Raw genomic sequence first — 16699 nt, 5'->3', positions numbered from 1 at the left:
GCAGGTCAAATTGTTGCGCGATTGTAGCAAAGCTGGCCTTTAGGCCCTTGCCTCTTATAATTCCCGGTGTCGGCAAATGTGTCGGCACTTCCCCGCTATTGAACCGGAGAACACCCATGCTCAACCGCCCCCTGGCGCTCGCCGCCGGCCTCGTGCTGTCTTGCTGTGCCGCTGTCGTTCAGGCCGCAGAAACCCTGCGGGTCAGCGCCATCCCCGACGAAGCGCCGACCGAACTGCAGCGCAAGTTCAAGCCTTTGGGTGAGTACCTGGCCAAGCAACTGGGCATGGAGGTGAAGTTCGTACCTGTGGCGGACTACCCGGCGGTGGTCGAGTCGCTGGCCGCAGACCGCCTCGATCTGGCCTGGCTGGGGGGCTTCACGTTCGTTCAGGTGCACCTGAAGGACCCGACCGCCACACCACTGGTACAGCGTGAGCAGGACGCACAGTTCACCTCCAAGTTCATCACCGCCAACCCCGACGTGAAGAGCCTGAGCGATCTGAAGGGCAAGTCGTTTGCCTTCGGCTCCATTTCGTCTACTTCGGGCAGCCTGATGCCGCGTTACTTCATGCTCAAGCAGGACAATATCAAGCCTGAAGAGTACTTCAGCCGCGTGGCCTATTCTGGCGCCCATGATGCCACCGTGGCCTGGGTGCAGGCTGGCAAGGTCGATGGTGGCGTGCTCAACGCCAGCGTGTGGCAAAAGCTGGTGGATGCCGGCAAGGTCGACACCACCAAGGTGAAGGTGTTCGCCACAACCCCAACCTACTTCGACTACAACTGGACCGTGCGCGGCAACATGGACCCGGCGTTGAAACAGAAAATCAAGAAAGCCTTCCTGGACCTCGACCCGAGCAACCCGGAGCATAAGGCGATCCTTGACCTGCAGGCCGCCAGCCGCTTCATCGAGACCAAGCCTGAGAACTACAAGGGCACCGAACAAGCTGCACGCGAGGCCGGCCTGCTCAAGTGACAGCTTCGAATGCGGCAATTCATCTGCACGGTGCCAGCCTGCGCCATGGCCAGGTACGCGCGCTTGATGCGGTGAGCCTGCGTATCGCGCAGGGCGAGCGTGTCGCCATCATCGGGCCGTCGGGGGCGGGCAAGTCCAGCTTGCTGCACCTGATGGCCACGGCCATCCAGCCCAGCAGTGGGCGCCTGGAGTTGCTTGGCGAGCAGCCTTGGGCACTGTCGGCAAGGGCACGCCAGCGACTGCGTGCGCGGGTTGGCCTGGTGCATCAGTCGCCGCCTTTGCCACCGCGTCAGCGGGTGGTGACCGCCGTACTGGCGGGTCGCCTGGGGCAGTGGGGGACGCTGCGCGGCTTGCTCAACCTGCTGTATCCCAGCGATGTGCCGGGGGCGCGCCAGGTGTTGGCTGAACTGGGCCTGGCCGACAAGCTGTTCGTGCAGTGTGGGCAGTTGTCCGGTGGCCAGTTGCAGCGGGTGGGCATTGCTCGGGCGATGTACCAGCGTCCGCAGGTGCTGCTGACCGACGAACCGGTGTCGGCCATGGACCCGGTGTTGGCCGACCACAGCCTGGCCTTGCTCAATCGCCATGCCCAGGCCACTGGCGTGACGTTGGTGGCGAGCCTGCACGCCGTAGAGTTGGCGCTGGCGCATTTTCCGCGGGTGATTGGCATTCGGGAAGGGCAGGTTGTGTTCGACTGCCCGGCCGAAGCGGTCACCGAGCAACTGCTGGACGCGCTATACGCCAACGAACAACTGGCTCCGCCGCCAACCCAGGGGCCGACCCTGACCGTGCAGATTCCGCGATGCTGAAGGCCGACGCCCGCGACCCGGCGCTGCTGCCGCGGATGCTGCTGGCCCTGTTGGCGGTAGCAGTACTGTGGCCGGCTATCCAGACAAGCGAACTGAACCCCGGGGTGCTGTTGCAGGCGGACAACCGTCAGCAGATTGCCAGTTTCACCAGCGCCTTCTGGCCGCCGGCACATGATGCCGATTTTCTTGCACTGCTGTATGAAGCCACCTTGCAGACCCTGGCCGTGGCGACTGCCGGCATGGCGCTGGCGTTGTTGATGGCGATCCCTGCTGGCTTGCTGGCCAGCCGTGCCTTGTCCTTGCGTGCTGCTTCACGCGGCGGGCGGGCCGGGTTGTGGTCGCGACTGTTGCGCCTGCCGGTGCGTGGGCTGCTGATTTTCCTGCGTAGCGTGCCGGAGATCGTCTGGGCGTTGCTGTTCGTGCGCGCCGTGGGGCTGGGGCCGACGGCGGGCGTACTGGCTATCGCCATCACCTACAGTGGCATGCTCGGCAAGGTTTATGCCGAAATCTTCGAGTCGGTCGACCAGCGCCCGGCGCATGCCTTGTTGCAGGCGGGCAGTGGCCGGCTGGCGGCGTTTTTCTACGGCATCCTGCCCAATGCTGCCTCCGAAGTGGTGTCGTACACCGTGTACCGCTGGGAGTGCGCGGTGCGGGCTTCGGTGGTGATGGGCTTTGTCGGTGCTGGCGGGCTGGGCCAGCAGATCGACCTGTCGATGCGCATGTTTGCGGGTGCGCAAGTGGCGAGCATGCTGTTGACGTTCTTGCTGCTGGTGATCCTGGCCGACCTGCTCAGCCGCCTGCTGCGCTGGAGGCTGGCATGAACCGGGTGATCAACTGGGTGCTGTTGGGTGCCATCGTGTCAGCGGTGGTGGCCTCGTTCGCATACCTGGAGCTGGACCTGCACGCGCTGGTCGGCAATGGCGGGCTGGGGCAGATGGGCGAGTACGCCGGGCGCTTCCTGCAGCCGGATCTGTCTGCGGGGCACCTCAAGGCGGTGTGGCGCGGGGCGCTGGAAACCCTGGCCATGTCTGGCATGGGCACCTTGTTGGCAATGGTATTGGGGATGTTGCTGGCACTGCCGGCGGCGGGGCGCTTCGGTTGGCCGTTGCAAGGGGCCGCGCGTTTGCTGCTCAATGCCTTGCGTGCCATTCCTGAACTGGTGTGGGCAGCGCTGACTGTGCTGGCGGCTGGGCTGGGGCCGAATGCCGGTACCCTGGCTTTGGCGTTGCACACCGCTGGCGTGCTGGGGCGTTTGTTTGCCGAGGCGCTTGAGAACGCCCCGCCCGAGCCTGCGGCGGCGATCCGTTTGCAGGGGGGCAGCCAGGTGGCGGCGTTCTGCTTTGGTACCCTGCCCAACCTGTGGCCGCAGTTGCTGGCCTACAGCTTGTACCGCTGGGAGAACAACATCCGCATGGCCAGCGTGCTCGGGTTCGTCGGGGCGGGCGGGTTGGGGCAGATGCTGTACACCACTTTGAGCCTGTTCCAGGAGGCCCAGGCCAGCACGGTGATCATCGGTATGCTGGTGTTGGTGTTGCTGGTGGATGTGTCGAGTGATGTGTTGCGTCAGCGCTATGTGCGGGCCTGACGGAAAGCCCGGGCTGCAAAGCAGCCCCGACATCTCTCAGGCGTCTACAGCCTCGGCACACTGCGCCTCCCGCTGCATCGACTCCAGGTTACGCTCGATCGTCTCGCATATGGTATCCATCTGGATCTGATGCTCGCTGAACCTGAACGGGCTCTGCAAGTCCGTGCCGATCCGCTCGATGGCCAGCAACATGAACCCTACCACCGTCGACGCCAGCGGCGTGAACCAGCCCAACGACTCCACAAGCCCCACCGGCACGATCAGGCAGAACAGGGTGATGAACAGCCGTGGGAAATACACATAGGGGTAGGGCAATGGCGTATTGGCAATCCGCTCCATGCCGCCCTGGGCGTTAGACAGGTCTACCAGCGTCGACTCCAGCCGCGCCAGACGAATGCTGTCCAGTCGCCCGGCCTGGTATTCCCGCGCCAGCAAGGCTGCCGAGCCGCCGAGAATGTCATTGGCGAAATTGTTCGAGCGATTGCGCCGTTCGAACTCCGCCGGGGGGATGAAGGCCATCAGCTCCTCCGGGCAGCTTTCGCCTTTCAAGTGCGCCGCCAGGCAGTTCACATAGGCGATATGCCGGCGCAGCAGGGTGGCCTTGACCGGGTTCAGGCCGTCATCCGGGTCCTCGATCAGCGTCAGCGTCTGCCGGGCGAAGCTGCGCGAACTGTTCACCAGCGCGCCCCACAGGGTGCGAGCCTCCCACCAGCGGTTGTAGGCGCTGCTGTTGCGAAAACTCACCAGCACCACCAGGGCTGAGCCCAGCAGGGTCAGCGGGATCAGTGGCAGGGTGAACTTGCTGTTCAAGAACAGCATGAAATCGAGGGTGACCAGCACATCCCAGATCAGCAGCCAGAACAGCGACCAGCCGATATAGCCGATGGTCTTCACCACCAGGCGGTACTTGCGGGCGATGACGTCTTTCACGCGGGGGCACCTCGAAACGCGGGGGATGCAGGATGGGACGCCGAGGCTCGTTGAAGGTTCGAGGGTTGAATGTTGCAAGGGATTTTGTAGCTGAAACGAAGGGAAAAATCCGACCGGCCTATCAGGTGTGCCTGAATTTCTGATTCAGCTCGAAAACGACAGAGTGGGTCACTTCAATCCTTGAAAGGGTGTATCCATAAGGATACGACTGGGTGACCACTTGATGTTTCTCGTTGAACAGAGGAAAGCTTTGCCGCTTGGCTACTGCCACCCAAGCCGCCGACATCCTCAAAGCCAGAAAGCTGCTGAAGGAGATGAAATGAGCGAAAAATTGATCCCGTTTGATATGGCAGCCTTGTTGAGCAGCGATGAGGCAATCAGTGAATACCTTAGCCAAGTGCTATCAGATGGCGATACCGAGGAAATCATTCGAGCACTTGGCCATATCGCTCGTGCACGGGGCATGACACATATTGCTACGGAGAGTGGGCTGGGTAGAGAAAGCCTGTACAAGGCGCTGAGCCCTGGCGCGAAGCCTCGTTTTGACACTGTATTGAGGGTCATTCGTGCTCTGGGGGTTGACCTTCTCGTTCAGCCACATGCAGTGACCCGCTGATCCAGCTCGGTCAAGTCAGTATTTGCTTCATCTGCACCAATGCTACCCGCGTGCCGTCCCACGCCTGCCGCTGCTCGATGCCGAACGGTGTGAAGCCCAGCTGTGGATAAAGCAGCAGGCCGGCGGTGTTGTGATTGAAGCATGACACCCAGACCTCCCGGGCGCTGTACTGCTGGCGGGCGAGGTCGATCATTGCCGTTACCAGATAACGCGCTACACCAAGGCCGCGGGCGCCGGGGGCCACCACTACGTTGCCCAGGGCACATAGGCCGCCATGTTCGGCTTTGTAGAAATTGGCGAAGGCCAGGACAGCTCCATCACCTTCCACTACCGTGGAGCTGCTGCGTTGGGCTATGGCGTCGCTCAGCTGGTTGGGGGTGAGGGGGTAGGTGGCTTTGGGGAACATGTAGAACAGTTCGTCCGGGCTCTGCGGGAAGCTGCAGATAACGGGGATGTCTTCTGGCCGGATGGGGCGGTGGGTCAGGTGCATGGCAGGTCCTTCTCGCGTTGGCTGGCAGGGCCTCTTCGCGGGTTTACCCGCTCCCTCAGGTACTGCACAAGGCTCAAATCCTGTGCAGGCCCTGTGGAAGCGGGTTTACCCGCGAAGAGGCCATCAGCCTCACATCATAGGCCGCTTTCCATCCAACACCGCGCCCCGATTCACGGCTTGGCGGCCACCGCCACGTAGCCTTTGACCGCAGCCGGCGCCCTCGGCTTGGCCTTGTGCGCCAACAAGTACTGATAGCGCCGCCATTCCTTGTCGATCTCGTTGAATGACATGAACACGCTGATGCGATCCTTGCCCGCCAGGTCAGGGCGCTTGCCAGCGTCGATCTCGCGGGTGGGAATGATCGCGACGTTGATACCTACGACCTTGCCGTCATCGGCAAACACAGGCCCGCCCGACATACCCTTGGTAATCGGGCCGTCGTGTACCGAGTAGAAGACGCTGCCCGGCGTACCTTCAAGCCGTACCAGCGATGACAGGGCATGGCCCTTGCCCTGCATCGGCATCATGAAACTGTTGAAACCCACCGCCGTCACTGCCTCCCCCGGCACGTACTGGCGCCAGTGCGGCACGTTGCTGGCCTTGTGCTTGAAGAACACCACGTCACCCAGGCCCTCGTGGACCACGTTGCGCAGGAAGGGGGTGTGTTTGGCGGTGACTGCGTAATCCTCGTTCCACTGGATGGCGCTGGCCATCAGCAACATGGGCAGCGGGGCACCTGAGGTAACCACGAACGCCTGGCTGTAGACGGGATCTGAAACGTACGACGTTGGCACTCCATTGCACCCACTGAGCAGCATCATTGCCGCCATGCAGGGCGCGATTGTTTTCATGGGACACACATTGCGTGAAGAAAGGGGAGCGCCACTATGGCTAAGTGCCATTACGCTAACAATACTTTCGGAATATATCTGACGAATGACAGCTTAAGTGCTAGCGCAAGGCGCGGCCAATAGAATGCAGGTATGGGGGGAGGCGCGGGAGTCAGGGGGGCGGCGTCAACGACGTGCGTGAATCGCAGGCACAAAAAAACCGACCGTAAGGTCGGTTTTTTCCGGATTTGGTGCCCGAGGGAGACCCGTACTGCTCAATTTTGGCCTTTATTTACAGGTGTCTAGGTCTTTGTGAGTGGGGGTCTACTCACAAATCTACTCACTTTTTTGCAAGCGTTGCAAAGCCGTCACACGGTTGTGCCGTCTATTCGGACTGATGCTTGAGCGTCATCAGCATACGGGATGCTCACCTCGACCTTTTTGCCTGACTCGGTAGTGATTTCAATCACGAGTCGGTGAGGAGGGGCGGCAAAGTCGTCTGTGTACAGGACGTGGACAGCCTCTTTGCATGAGTCCCCCGTGGAGACCGGCCAATAAGCCGAACCGTCTTTGGCCGGCAGGTACACTTGAATGTTGGACATTTCCTATCTCCTAGCTGCTTTCGATTGGGTGTCTTAGCAGGCTAGCCGACTTTTACGATCCTTCTTCGGGATGTCAAAGTATATTGTATCTCATTGTTTTAATTGGTTTTTTCGTAGTTAAAGCTTTGAGATATCCCCATTGATACCCCCGCGGTGAGCCTCCTATTTGATGCCGATCCTCTTCGTTCCACTTCTGCATGGCACAACCCTTCAGCTACGATGCCAGGATGACATCACGGGCAACGGGATGTCGCAGATCCGTAGACTAGAAAGAGATCAAGTATGAGCAGGGACGAAGCAGATACTGGTATGAAAGAGTTCGATTTTGAGGCGATGATGGCAGCCATGGCCTTGAGTGCGAGCGCTGAACCAATTGAGTCAGTAATGGAACGGTGCCCCGCGTTGATTAAAAAGCTGGAGCGGTATTGCCCAGTAACAACTGCGGCGGTGTTTGGTGGATTATTACTTAACCCAAAATTCCAAAAGAACTGTCTCCGGCTTGAGTATCTTATTCACCTTGCGATTGCAGTAGGCAACGGAAAACGTACTGCACCATACCAAGATCTAATCGATGCATACAATTCAGTAGGGAACGAATACAGTCAGCTGGAAGATCCCCCCGAGGATCTTTTCGCTCATCGCATTTATACGCGCCGAGGAAACTATTTAGTAATTGATGGTATTTGGGAGGGTGCAGGCTTCTACTTGCAAAGATTTATGCATCTTGTAGATAGCATGCCTGATTATGGGCTCTTTGGCGCTCTCCGAAACTCCATACATGCGCTACTTAAAATTTCGAACTTTATATGCTTGCGGGCTAACCTCATGCCCAACAGCCTTGGCGACGAATTTGGACAGGACCGCCTCGGCGGCGCAACTGCAGCGAAAGCAGCTGCATTCAAGAGTTCAGTCGCGGTTTCGCCTACCGATCTTCGAGAGTTGGGTGTCGAGTTTGAGGATATTGAGCCATTCATTTTTGATCCTTCAACGCGAAACCTTATAAAAGAGCAAAGCCTTGGTAATACTTCTCTTGAGCGAAAACCTCTAGCCATGATTGGGGGCGATATATATGTCGTACTCCCAACTGCAATATCTTTAGCAATCCGATCGTGTTGCGTTTCAGTGCTAGCGACCGGCAAATCCAGGCCGACTTTTACTTACAACCTGAGCAAAGAATATTCCAGACTTATCAGTCACATGAAAATATTAGGTGGCGACGGTATTGATGCAGATTTTGCTCACAATGGCGACGAAGCCTTTTTCTGTGTTCAAAAAGTTATAGACACAGGGCGATATATCAATTTTGCATTTCTATTGGACAGTCTAGAAGATTTTGCAGACTCTGGCTTTATGGGCATGTATAGCCCGAGCGAAAAATTAAGGGAAAAGCTGGCAGAACAAGTTATAGAAATGCAAGACAAGGCTTCGGCTGACCCCCAATTTAGGGGCGGAATAAATTTGATAGTTAGCTGCGGTATAGGTAGAGGCGCCGCCTTTGATTTGTCGCTCCCCCCGCGGGATGGGTGGAAGCTCGAAGTCATCAGCGCTCATGACTTTTACACTCTTAGCAATGTAGAGCAGTTTGAGCCATTGAATCTGTGGCGCATGCTCGAAGCTGAAGAAAAATTGCAAGAAAGCAACGTCCTTATCCAGAATATGAACGGACTTTTGAATCTTTACGCATGGTGCGATTCCTTAAATGGTCACATGGTGCCGCACTCAGAGATTCCTGATGATCCTCACAACTCAACATTGTTCTTGGCAATCACACAGAATGGACTGCGAGAGACACGACAAAAAGTTGCATTTTCGATGGACGACCAGGTCCAGCAATACACCGACGGATCATGGTTACTGATTCGCAAAGAAGGCTCAAGCTACTTTAAGGAAGAAGATCTTCTACCACTATACGGAAGCTTCACTCCCGGGATTCCGAAAGGAGCCGTTATAACAAAAAACAGATGTTGGTGGACAGAGCTGGCATCGCCGCCTAATGGAATTGATACTGCTAGCTACGATCGCTGGAAGATGCTGGGAGTATGGATAGTCCGTGCCGCGCCTATTCTTGATGACGCCCTAGGTCAAGAGCTAGGGCAAGGACCTATAGTTTGGAGATGTGTATTTGAGAAGCCGCAAGACGCAACCTATATCGAAGAACACGGTAATGAAGATGATGCTGCCAAATCGATAACTGCGACTGTCCATGCTGAGATCAGGACCGTCCAACTGAACATAGGCCCCGACTTCGACAAGGCGTTGTTCAACCCAACAAACATAGCAGAACGGGCTCTGGTGCAAGCTTTTGTGGCGGGAGTGCTAGAGCTTGCACGAAAAGACGGCTCATTAGTGGACGATCTAACAAATAAAATAGTACCAAATGACCAGGCGCGGCATGCACATATTTTCCAAGCTTCGAAATTTAGAGACCACTTTCCAGAGCTATTAAGCAAAAAAGTAATAACAATAAACAACTTAGATGAAGGCCTTGGCAAACTTAATATGGGCTGGAAAGTCCGAGATAGGGGAGAAGGCGGCGTAATTGAGGGCAAAGTGGAATGCCAAGCCTACCTGAATGCCCTCGTTACCAGATTAGAGGTTGAACTCTGCAGGGATGTCAAACAATTCAACCGCGAGAGCTTGGTGTCAGAGCTACTCATGAATGCAGATACCGCTAGCGTCTCACGCGATCGGTGGCATAGGACAGCGTCAGCAGTTCTATCACTTAGGAATGATCAAAATGCAGCGCTAGCCGTCATGCGTGATTACGAGTTCAAGCTTAATTCTGTACTGCAGCCGAGCCGAAACTTAATTGAGATGGCAATTTGTGAATCTCCAGTTGAGGGCGGAAATCTTGTGGGCGACCTCGATATCGCTCGCCTACTCGGCAAGGCTGCATGCTTACACCACTTGGGAGGGTGGTCAGATCTGATACGCTGGGATGTAATGACACCCAAAGTGATGATCCGCCCTTTAGGCGACGTTCATGTAGAGCATGATTTCATCGAAACTGTAGTAGAAGATTTTGGAACAGCGACGAGCACACATAGATACCTGTCCTCTGCTCGCAACTATGCAAAGAACCTGAAGGAACGCGACTCTTCCAGTGAAAAATCTCAAGAGATAGATCCTAAGTTTTTAGCTGCTTGGATGCAAGATCTCGGAGCAAGCTTTGAAGACTTCTGCAAGTTAGTAGATGCGATAGAAAACTATGCAGTCAATACTGGTCAATCTGTCCTGGTAATGCGTCGCGCTGAGCTTTTGAACTTAGGAGAAAGCGCGGAGAGCGCGGAGTGCATACTCCAAGCTATGACCCTGGCCCCTAGGGAGTCTTGGCGTTACGTGCCGGAAGGCTATGAGTCAAAAGATATCGATCCGTGGCGATTCAAACGACGCTTGAGCGTTGTAAGACGCCCTCTTCTACAAATCACAACTAGCGAAGAACCTCTCTACCTCATCGCCCCTGGAATTATTCGAGAGGGTTTCATCGCAATGGTGAGCAACTATTATAGCGGATCCTATCCAGACCGGCATTGCGGACCAGGAATGCGAAAGTATGCTGGATATGCTCGCGAGCGAGATGGGATGGCTTTTAATACTAAAGTATCTGAAAAACTAGAAGAGCTAGGCTGGCAAACCCAGCCTGAAATCAAACTAACAAAGATACTTAAAGACAAACTTGATCGCGACTATGGAGACGTCGATGTACTAGCATGGGATGCTGATCTGGGTCGAGTACTAATTATTGAATGCAAAGATTTACAATTCAAAAAAACGTACGGAGAAATTGCAGAGCAACTCAATGATTTTCGCGGAGTAGAGAGAAATGGGAAACGAGATCTATTGAGAAAACATTTAGACAGGGTTTCGATCCTGCGCGAGCAAGCCCATAAAGTCCAAAAATATCTGAACCTCAAAAGTATCCCTATAATTGAAAGCGTTGTGGTGTTTAGCAATCCCGTACCCATGCAGTTCGCGTCAGGCGCAATTCGGGAAGAGGCAAAAACATTCACGTTCAACTCTCTATCAGACCTGCGCGAGTGAATTTTACTGTGACGATAGTGTTTGATGGGTGTCTTCAAATTTGAGGACACCCCCTAAATACCCTCAGTCTGGGGTATTCAAAGTGGCCCTGGTTCACTTCAAGCCTTGTCCTGGGCCACGATCGATGCAGAAATGATGGCCCCGCCCCAGCGGCGCTCGCCGATGCAGATCGGTACCGGTAATCCACTAGCGGTGGTGTTCTTGGCACTTCCAAAGGCGTAGCTAGGCAGGTTCTCGGGCGCGCCGCTCTGTGACAGCCCCTTCGCCTGGGGGCTGAGCATCTGAATCACGCCGCCAGCGACCAGCGCGATACCTGGCCCGTAGGTGGCGCCTCCGGTGAACGGTCCAGCAATGAGCAACGCGATTCCAACGATCGTCTGCAGCAGCCCAGCACGCTTGCTGCCATGCACTACCGGCACAAACCACAGCTCTCGGGCTCCCCCTCGGGTCAGGTCACCGTCGCCAATGTTCTTGCCATTCTTGAATATCGCGAAGCGTAGCCCCCGGCTCTCGGCATCGGCCAGGTCACGGGCGAAGCCTGGATAATTAGCATCCAGCGCTTTAGCGGCCTCTTTCGCGTCACCGCGTTGCAGCAGGAAGTGGTGGTGTTTGCCGTACTTCTTGCCCAAGAAGCCGCCCAGACGGATTTTGGTTTTTGGCGCATAGTCGATCACGGTCGCAGCCATCACACGGCCTCCTGTGGCATGGACAGATGGACGCCCAGGCGCCGAGCGAGCATCTCGCGGCACTGCAGCGCCTCCAGGCGAATGGAGTCCTCTCGGGCAGGACAAGGGTTCCAGTTGGGCGCATAGCTCGACATTGAAGCGCGAGCGCCGCGTAGGGTGCCACGCAGCAAGGCGGCAGATATCCGCGCCTCCTCCTCGGTAAAGAACACGCCATCGAGCTTCACCCTTTGGCCGGCCTGGACACGATCGACTTCCCACAGCAGATAGCAGGGGCCACCTTTGTCCAGGGTGAAGGTGGCCACGTCGCAGGCTCGGGCGAAACGCTCTTGAAAGGTGGACGGAGCTGGTTGAATGGTCATCAGCGGATAGCCTCCAGGTGTTAACTCGTCGGTGTTAAAGCGTTAACTTTTCGAGGTTAAAGCTGTTAATCCGGTTAACACCCGCCAGAGGGCGCTATCGCCGTCTATGCCGCTGTTTCCGTGGCTTCCAGCCCCATGCACGTTCGGCATGGTGTTAACCTCGTTTTAACTTTTTTTTAACCGGGGAAAAAATGTCTACGTGGGGTCGGAGGCGGTCTAGGTCAGCGAACCTTCCAGACTTTCGACCCGCCCCCCCTCAGTAGGTCGGCGCGATGTACGGCGGCGCCGACCGGATCTGTTCCAGCGCTTCGGCTGCGCTCAGGCCGCTGGCCAACAGTCGATCAATCTCTTTGCTCAACCGCTCACGCTCTTCCATCTGGCGCAACAGGGCGCGGCTGTGGGCGATCTGGTTGAGGGCTCGTTGAACTGGCTTGGGTAGATGGGTATGGCTCATGGTCTTCTCCGGTGTGAATGAAAAGGCCCGCGAGTGCGGGCCTGTGCCGGATCACCCCACAAAGGAAAGAAGGGCTCCGACTGCTGCGGTTAGGAGGTCGTGGCACTCACAGCTAACCCACGCTCGTCGTTACGGTGTCGGCGTGCCGGCCAGCGTGACGAGTCGAGTAGCTGTGGGTGCGAACACGGCCAGGCCAGCGCGCAGCTCTGCCAGGATGGTCACCATGTTGCGGCGGAAGTTGTCACCGTCGTGGCGGCTGGCCTCCACGGTCACTTCCTGACGGTCCAGCAATGCGGCCACGCTGGTATCGAGGATCAACGCCTCGCCTTGCGGCATGCTGTTGGTGACGACTACAGGGGTGCCCCACAGGCTGGGCGGCGCTGGATCGCGTGGGGTGCCAATCACATACTGGCCGTCGCCATCATCGGCGCGCTCGCTCTCGATGGCGAACCAGTCACGCGGGTTCATCACGATGACGTTCGGGTTCCAACCTTCGGCCTTGAGGTCAGTGAGGGCTGCGCCGATGCGGTCAGCCGGTTTGCCAGTGGTGATGCCGGCAGCGGTGGCTTGCTTCTTGAACCCGAGGATTTCACCCGCGCCGCCGTCGCCGTTGATGAGTTCGGCTTCCAACTTCTGGCGCACGCCCACGCTCATCAGCGTGTTGATCTGTCCCTCAAGCTGGTCATTGTCCTGCAGTACCTGGAGGCTCGCCGGAATCCAGGTGGCGATGGTGGCGATCTCCGCCCGCTCCATCTTGGTTGGCATCGACCCTTCGGCCTTCTCCTCACCTTCTTCTTTCTGGTAGGCCGCGCCGTTGATGTAGCCGTCGAGGCGAACGAACTCGTAGGTAGCGCTGGTGACCGGCACGATCGGCAGCACATCCAGCAAGCTCAGCCGCGGCTGCGGAATACCACGGATGCCGGCGCCATCACGCTGCGGGGCAGTTGGATAGCTGGTCGAGCCAGTAACGCCTTTGTTGGGGTTGGTGATGGCTGCGCGGACGCCCACTTTGCAATTGATCTGGCCGGTGGACTTCATACCGTTGCGGAAGCCGGCGATGCCATCGGCGGCCACGACCTGGGCAGTTACAGCATTGGAGTCGGTGGAATCGTCGTTAGCGCCTCGGCGGGCGCTGACATTCACCATCTTCTGCTCGATTTCTTGAAGCCGGGCGCCGAACTCGTTTTGCTTCTCTGCTGAGGACGATTTGAAGTCAGCGATCTGCGTGCCGATGTTCTGCAGCGTTAAGGCGCCACAGTTTGCCCCCAGCGGTTGTAACCTCAAGGCAAAGGCCCTGGGCGTCAGCGAGGCGATAGAGCTTGTCGCGGGGTTTGGCGGTGCGGATGGCGGTATCTGTGAGCGCCACGGCTATTCCCGTGGAGTGCCGAACCGCGCTGGATTGCGGTCGGTGTGTGAGTAGGATTCTGGACCGAACTCGTCCTACTCACAAATCTACTCATATGCTTGCGGGCTTACAAGGGAACCGCTGGGAACGATGGGCACAAAAAAACCGGCCATGTGGCCGGTTTCTCTGGTGTTCCGGGTCTGGTAGGGACCGCTTGGAACTATGTGATGGTGCCCCGAGGGAGACTCGAACTCCCACTCCTTTCGAAAACGGATTTTGAATCCGCCGCGTCTACCAATTCCGCCATCAGGGCGTGGCGCGCAGTATAAAGAGGTGCCGCTGGTCGGTCAATCGGCTTTCATGGTCAATTTTCACACATTGGGCTAAACTTCCCGGCCCTGCCGAACCGAACATCATCATGCGCGTCGCCGATTTTTCCTTCGAACTCCCTGATTCCCTGATCGCCCGCCACCCGTTGGCCGAGCGCCATGGCAGCCGTCTGCTGGTGCTCGATGGGCCTACCGGCGCGCTGGCGCACCGGCAATTCCCCGACTTGCTCGACTATCTGCGCCCCGGCGACCTGATGGTGTTCAACAACACCCGGGTGATCCCGGCGCGGTTGTTTGGCCAGAAAGCCTCCGGCGGCAAGCTGGAGGTACTGGTCGAGCGCGTACTCGACAGCCACCGGGTGCTGGCCCATGTGCGCGCCAGCAAGGCGCCCAAGGTAGGCGCGGTCATCCTCATCGATGGCGGTGGCGAGGCCGAAATGGTCGCGCGCCATGACACGCTGTTCGAGCTTCGCTTCACCGAAGAGGTGCTGCCGTTGCTCGACCGTGTCGGCCATATGCCGTTGCCGCCCTATATCGACCGCCCGGACGAGGGCGCCGACCGTGAGCGCTACCAGACCGTGTACGCCCAGCGCGCCGGCGCGGTTGCCGCGCCTACTGCCGGCCTGCACTTTGACGAGGCGCTGCTGGAAAAGATCGCCGACAAGGGCGTCGAGCGCGCCTTCGTCACCCTGCATGTGGGCGCCGGCACCTTCCAGCCGGTGCGGGTCGACAAGATCGAAGACCACCACATGCATAAAGAGTGGCTCGAAGTGGGCCAGGATGTGGTCGATGCCATCGAGGCCTGCCGGGCCCGTGGTGGTCGGGTGATTGCGGTTGGCACCACCAGTGTGCGTTCGCTGGAAAGCGCCGCGCGTGATGGCGTGCTCAAGGCCTTCAGTGGCGACACCGACATCTTCATCTACCCGGGCCGGCCGTTCCATGTGGTCGACGCCCTGGTCACCAACTTCCATCTGCCGGAGTCCACGCTGCTGATGCTGGTCTCGGCTTTCGCCGGCTACCCCGAGACCATGGCTGCCTACGCAGCGGCGGTCGAGCACGGGTACCGCTTCTTCAGTTACGGTGATGCCATGTTCATCACCCGCAATCCGGCGCCACGCGGGCCCGAGGATCAAGCATGAGTCGCACCTGTCGAATGTCCTTCGAACTGCTGGCCACCGACGGCAAGGCCCGTCGTGGTCGCATCACCTTCCCACGTGGCACCGTGGAAACCCCGGCATTCATGCCGGTGGGTACCTATGGCACGGTCAAGGGCATGCTGCCACGCGATATCGAGGCCATCGGCGCCGAGATGATCCTCGGCAACACCTTCCATCTGTGGCTGCGTCCAGGCACCGAGGTGATCAAGAAGCACAACGGCCTGCACGATTTCATGCAGTGGAAAGGCCCGATCCTCACCGACTCCGGTGGTTTCCAGGTATTCAGCCTGGGTGCCATGCGCAAGATCAAGGAAGAGGGCGTGACCTTCGCTTCGCCGGTCGATGGTTCCAAGGTGTTCATGGGCCCGGAAGAGTCGATGCAGGTTCAGCGTGACCTGGGCTCGGACGTGGTAATGATCTTCGACGAGTGCACCCCGTACCCGGCCGAGCACGATGTGGCACGCACTTCCATGGAGCTGTCGCTGCGCTGGGCCCAGCGCTCGAAGAACGCCCATGCCGACAACACCGCCGCGCTGTTCGGCATTGTCCAGGGCGGCATGTACCAGGACCTGCGCATGCGCTCGCTGGAAGGCCTGGAAAACATCGGTTTCGACGGCCTGGCCATTGGCGGCCTGTCGGTGGGCGAGCCCAAGCACGAAATGATCAAGGTGCTGGATTACCTGCCGGACCAGATGCCTGCTGACAAACCTCGTTACCTTATGGGGGTAGGCAAACCGGAAGATCTCGTTGAGGGTGTGCGCCGCGGCGTCGACATGTTCGACTGCGTGATGCCGACGCGTAACGCGCGCAACGGTCATCTGTTCGTCGATACAGGGGTGATCAAGATCCGCAATGCGTTCCATCGTCACGATGAATCGCCGCTGGATCCGACCTGTGACTGCTATACCTGCACCAACTTCTCGCGCGCCTATCTCCATCATCTGGACAAATGCGGCGAAATGCTGAGCAGCATGCTGAATACCATCCACAACTTGCGCCATTATCAGCGCTTGATGGCCGGTTTACGCGAGGCTATTCAACAGGGTAAATTGGCCGCCTTTGTCGACGCCTTCTACGCCAAGCGCGGGCTTCCTGTACCGCCCTTGGACTGACTGTCCGCATCCATTATTAGAAAATTACATTAGGAGTGCCCAATGAGCTTCTTCATCCCCGCCGCATACGCGGACGCTGCAGCACCTGCCGCTGGCCCAGCCGGTACCGGCTTCGAGTGGATTTTCCTGGTCGGTTTCCTGGTCATCTTCTACCTGATGATCTGGCGCCCGCAGGCCAAGCGCGCAAAAGAGCAGAAGAACCTGCTGAGCAACTTGCAGAAAGGTGACGAAGTTGTCACCAACGGCGGCATCGCCGGCAAGATCGTCAAGGTTTCCGATGACTTCGTGGTGCTGGAAGTGTCCGACACTGTCGAACTGAAGTTCCAGAAGGGTGCCATTGCTGCGACCCTGCCAAAAGGTACGCTCAAGGCTATCTGAGTTACCGG

At 57.9% G+C, this 16699-nt stretch carries 17 protein-coding genes, 1 tRNA gene and 1 pseudogene; 9 read left to right on the top strand and 10 right to left on the bottom strand.

Annotated features, from left to right (window positions below):
* The first annotated feature begins 116 nt into the window (after positions 1 to 116).
* From N5D53_RS07410 to phnE, 4 genes are read left to right on the top strand one after another with little or no spacing between them, the layout of a single operon-like run.
* Positions 117 to 971: a putative selenate ABC transporter substrate-binding protein gene (locus N5D53_RS07410; RefSeq protein WP_010952054.1), complete on the top strand. Its 855-nt coding sequence runs from the start codon at positions 117 to 119 to the stop codon at positions 969 to 971.
* Positions 968 to 1777, top strand: coding sequence for an ATP-binding cassette domain-containing protein (locus N5D53_RS07405; protein ID WP_129932833.1), 810 nt, complete (start codon positions 968 to 970; stop codon positions 1775 to 1777). Before N5D53_RS07410 ends, N5D53_RS07405 begins: the two co-directional genes overlap by 4 nt.
* Positions 1771 to 2598 carry an ABC transporter permease gene (locus N5D53_RS07400; RefSeq protein WP_190869681.1) on the top strand — a complete coding sequence of 276 codons (828 nt, stop codon included), beginning with the start codon at positions 1771 to 1773 and terminating at the stop codon, positions 2596 to 2598. Before N5D53_RS07405 ends, N5D53_RS07400 begins: the two co-directional genes overlap by 7 nt.
* A complete protein-coding gene (gene phnE, locus N5D53_RS07395; RefSeq protein ID WP_104886665.1) occupies positions 2595 to 3362 on the top strand; it encodes a phosphonate ABC transporter, permease protein PhnE in 768 nt (255 codons plus the stop codon). Before N5D53_RS07400 ends, phnE begins: the two co-directional genes overlap by 4 nt.
* A gap of 36 nt (positions 3363 to 3398) precedes the next feature.
* Here phnE and N5D53_RS07390 read toward each other — a convergent pair whose 3' ends face one another.
* On the bottom strand, positions 3399 to 4292 hold the full coding sequence (locus N5D53_RS07390; RefSeq protein WP_190869680.1) for a bestrophin family ion channel: 894 nt from the start codon (positions 4290 to 4292) through the stop codon (positions 3399 to 3401).
* A gap of 319 nt (positions 4293 to 4611) precedes the next feature.
* Here N5D53_RS07390 and N5D53_RS07385 point away from each other — a divergent pair, with 319 nt between their 5' ends.
* Entirely contained in the window at positions 4612 to 4908 is a 297-nt protein-coding gene (locus tag N5D53_RS07385) for an addiction module antidote protein (protein ID WP_190869679.1), read from the top strand.
* 10 nt (positions 4909 to 4918) lie between these two features.
* On the opposite strand, the gene N5D53_RS07380 is transcribed toward N5D53_RS07385, so the two are convergent.
* The 3 genes from N5D53_RS07380 to N5D53_RS07370 all read right to left on the bottom strand — a co-directional run bounded on the left by N5D53_RS07380 (position 4919) and on the right by N5D53_RS07370 (position 6830).
* Positions 4919 to 5398: a GNAT family N-acetyltransferase gene (locus N5D53_RS07380; RefSeq protein ID WP_190869678.1), complete on the bottom strand. Its 480-nt coding sequence runs from the start codon at positions 5396 to 5398 to the stop codon at positions 4919 to 4921.
* Positions 5399 to 5568: 170 nt separating this feature from the next.
* Positions 5569 to 6216, bottom strand: a complete 648-nt coding sequence (locus N5D53_RS07375) for a trypsin-like peptidase domain-containing protein (protein WP_028697390.1) — start codon at positions 6214 to 6216, stop codon at positions 5569 to 5571.
* A gap of 380 nt (positions 6217 to 6596) precedes the next feature.
* On the bottom strand, positions 6597 to 6830 hold the full coding sequence (locus N5D53_RS07370; RefSeq protein ID WP_104960812.1) for a hypothetical protein: 234 nt from the start codon (positions 6828 to 6830) through the stop codon (positions 6597 to 6599).
* Positions 6831 to 7112: 282 nt separating this feature from the next.
* On the opposite strand from N5D53_RS07370, the gene N5D53_RS07365 reads away from it, so the two are divergent.
* Entirely contained in the window at positions 7113 to 10871 is a 3759-nt protein-coding gene (locus N5D53_RS07365) for a zinc chelation protein SecC (RefSeq protein WP_121161054.1), read from the top strand.
* 98 nt (positions 10872 to 10969) lie between these two features.
* Here the strand turns inward: N5D53_RS07365 and N5D53_RS07360 are convergent, their stop codons facing one another.
* The 6 genes and pseudogenes from N5D53_RS07360 to N5D53_RS07335 form a co-directional block, all read right to left on the bottom strand.
* Positions 10970 to 11557 (bottom strand): tail assembly protein, encoded by a 588-nt coding sequence (locus N5D53_RS07360; protein ID WP_104960816.1) that lies wholly within the window; start codon positions 11555 to 11557, stop codon positions 10970 to 10972.
* The gene (locus tag N5D53_RS07355) at positions 11557 to 11916 is read right to left on the bottom strand and encodes a hypothetical protein (RefSeq protein ID WP_104960817.1); all 360 of its coding nucleotides are present in this window, start codon (positions 11914 to 11916) and stop codon (positions 11557 to 11559) included. The genes N5D53_RS07360 and N5D53_RS07355 overlap by 1 nt, the downstream gene beginning before the upstream one ends.
* 256 nt (positions 11917 to 12172) lie before the next feature.
* Positions 12173 to 12370 carry a hypothetical protein gene (locus N5D53_RS07350; RefSeq protein WP_033698165.1) on the bottom strand — a complete coding sequence of 66 codons (198 nt, stop codon included), beginning with the start codon at positions 12368 to 12370 and terminating at the stop codon, positions 12173 to 12175.
* A gap of 129 nt (positions 12371 to 12499) precedes the next feature.
* Positions 12500 to 13654: a phage major capsid protein gene (locus N5D53_RS07345; protein WP_223843561.1), complete on the bottom strand. Its 1155-nt coding sequence runs from the start codon at positions 13652 to 13654 to the stop codon at positions 12500 to 12502.
* Positions 13623 to 13736: pseudogene (locus N5D53_RS07340) on the bottom strand (Arm DNA-binding domain-containing protein); the annotation flags it as partial. The pseudogene N5D53_RS07340 and the gene N5D53_RS07345, both read right to left, overlap by 32 nt.
* A gap of 207 nt (positions 13737 to 13943) precedes the next feature.
* Positions 13944 to 14028 (bottom strand) — tRNA-Leu (locus N5D53_RS07335).
* A 105-nt stretch (positions 14029 to 14133) separates the two neighbouring features.
* On the opposite strand from N5D53_RS07335, the gene queA reads away from it, so the two are divergent.
* The 3 genes from queA to yajC are packed head-to-tail and all read left to right on the top strand — an operon-like array spanning position 14134 to position 16691.
* Positions 14134 to 15183 (top strand): tRNA preQ1(34) S-adenosylmethionine ribosyltransferase-isomerase QueA, encoded by a 1050-nt coding sequence (gene queA, locus N5D53_RS07330; RefSeq protein WP_004576301.1) that lies wholly within the window; start codon positions 14134 to 14136, stop codon positions 15181 to 15183.
* A 14-nt stretch (positions 15184 to 15197) separates the two neighbouring features.
* Complete coding sequence (gene tgt / locus N5D53_RS07325; RefSeq protein WP_003248558.1) at positions 15198 to 16313, top strand: tRNA guanosine(34) transglycosylase Tgt; 1116 nt, start codon at positions 15198 to 15200, stop codon at positions 16311 to 16313.
* Positions 16314 to 16355: 42 nt separating this feature from the next.
* The gene (gene yajC / locus N5D53_RS07320; protein ID WP_003248556.1) at positions 16356 to 16691 is read left to right on the top strand and encodes a preprotein translocase subunit YajC; all 336 of its coding nucleotides are present in this window, start codon (positions 16356 to 16358) and stop codon (positions 16689 to 16691) included.
* Positions 16692 to 16699 lie beyond the last annotated feature (8 nt).

Source organism: Pseudomonas sp. GD03862, from assembly GCF_029840855.1.
GTDB lineage: Bacteria > Pseudomonadota > Gammaproteobacteria > Pseudomonadales > Pseudomonadaceae > Aquipseudomonas > Aquipseudomonas alloputida.
This window is presented reverse-complemented; position numbering and strand designations above follow the sequence as displayed.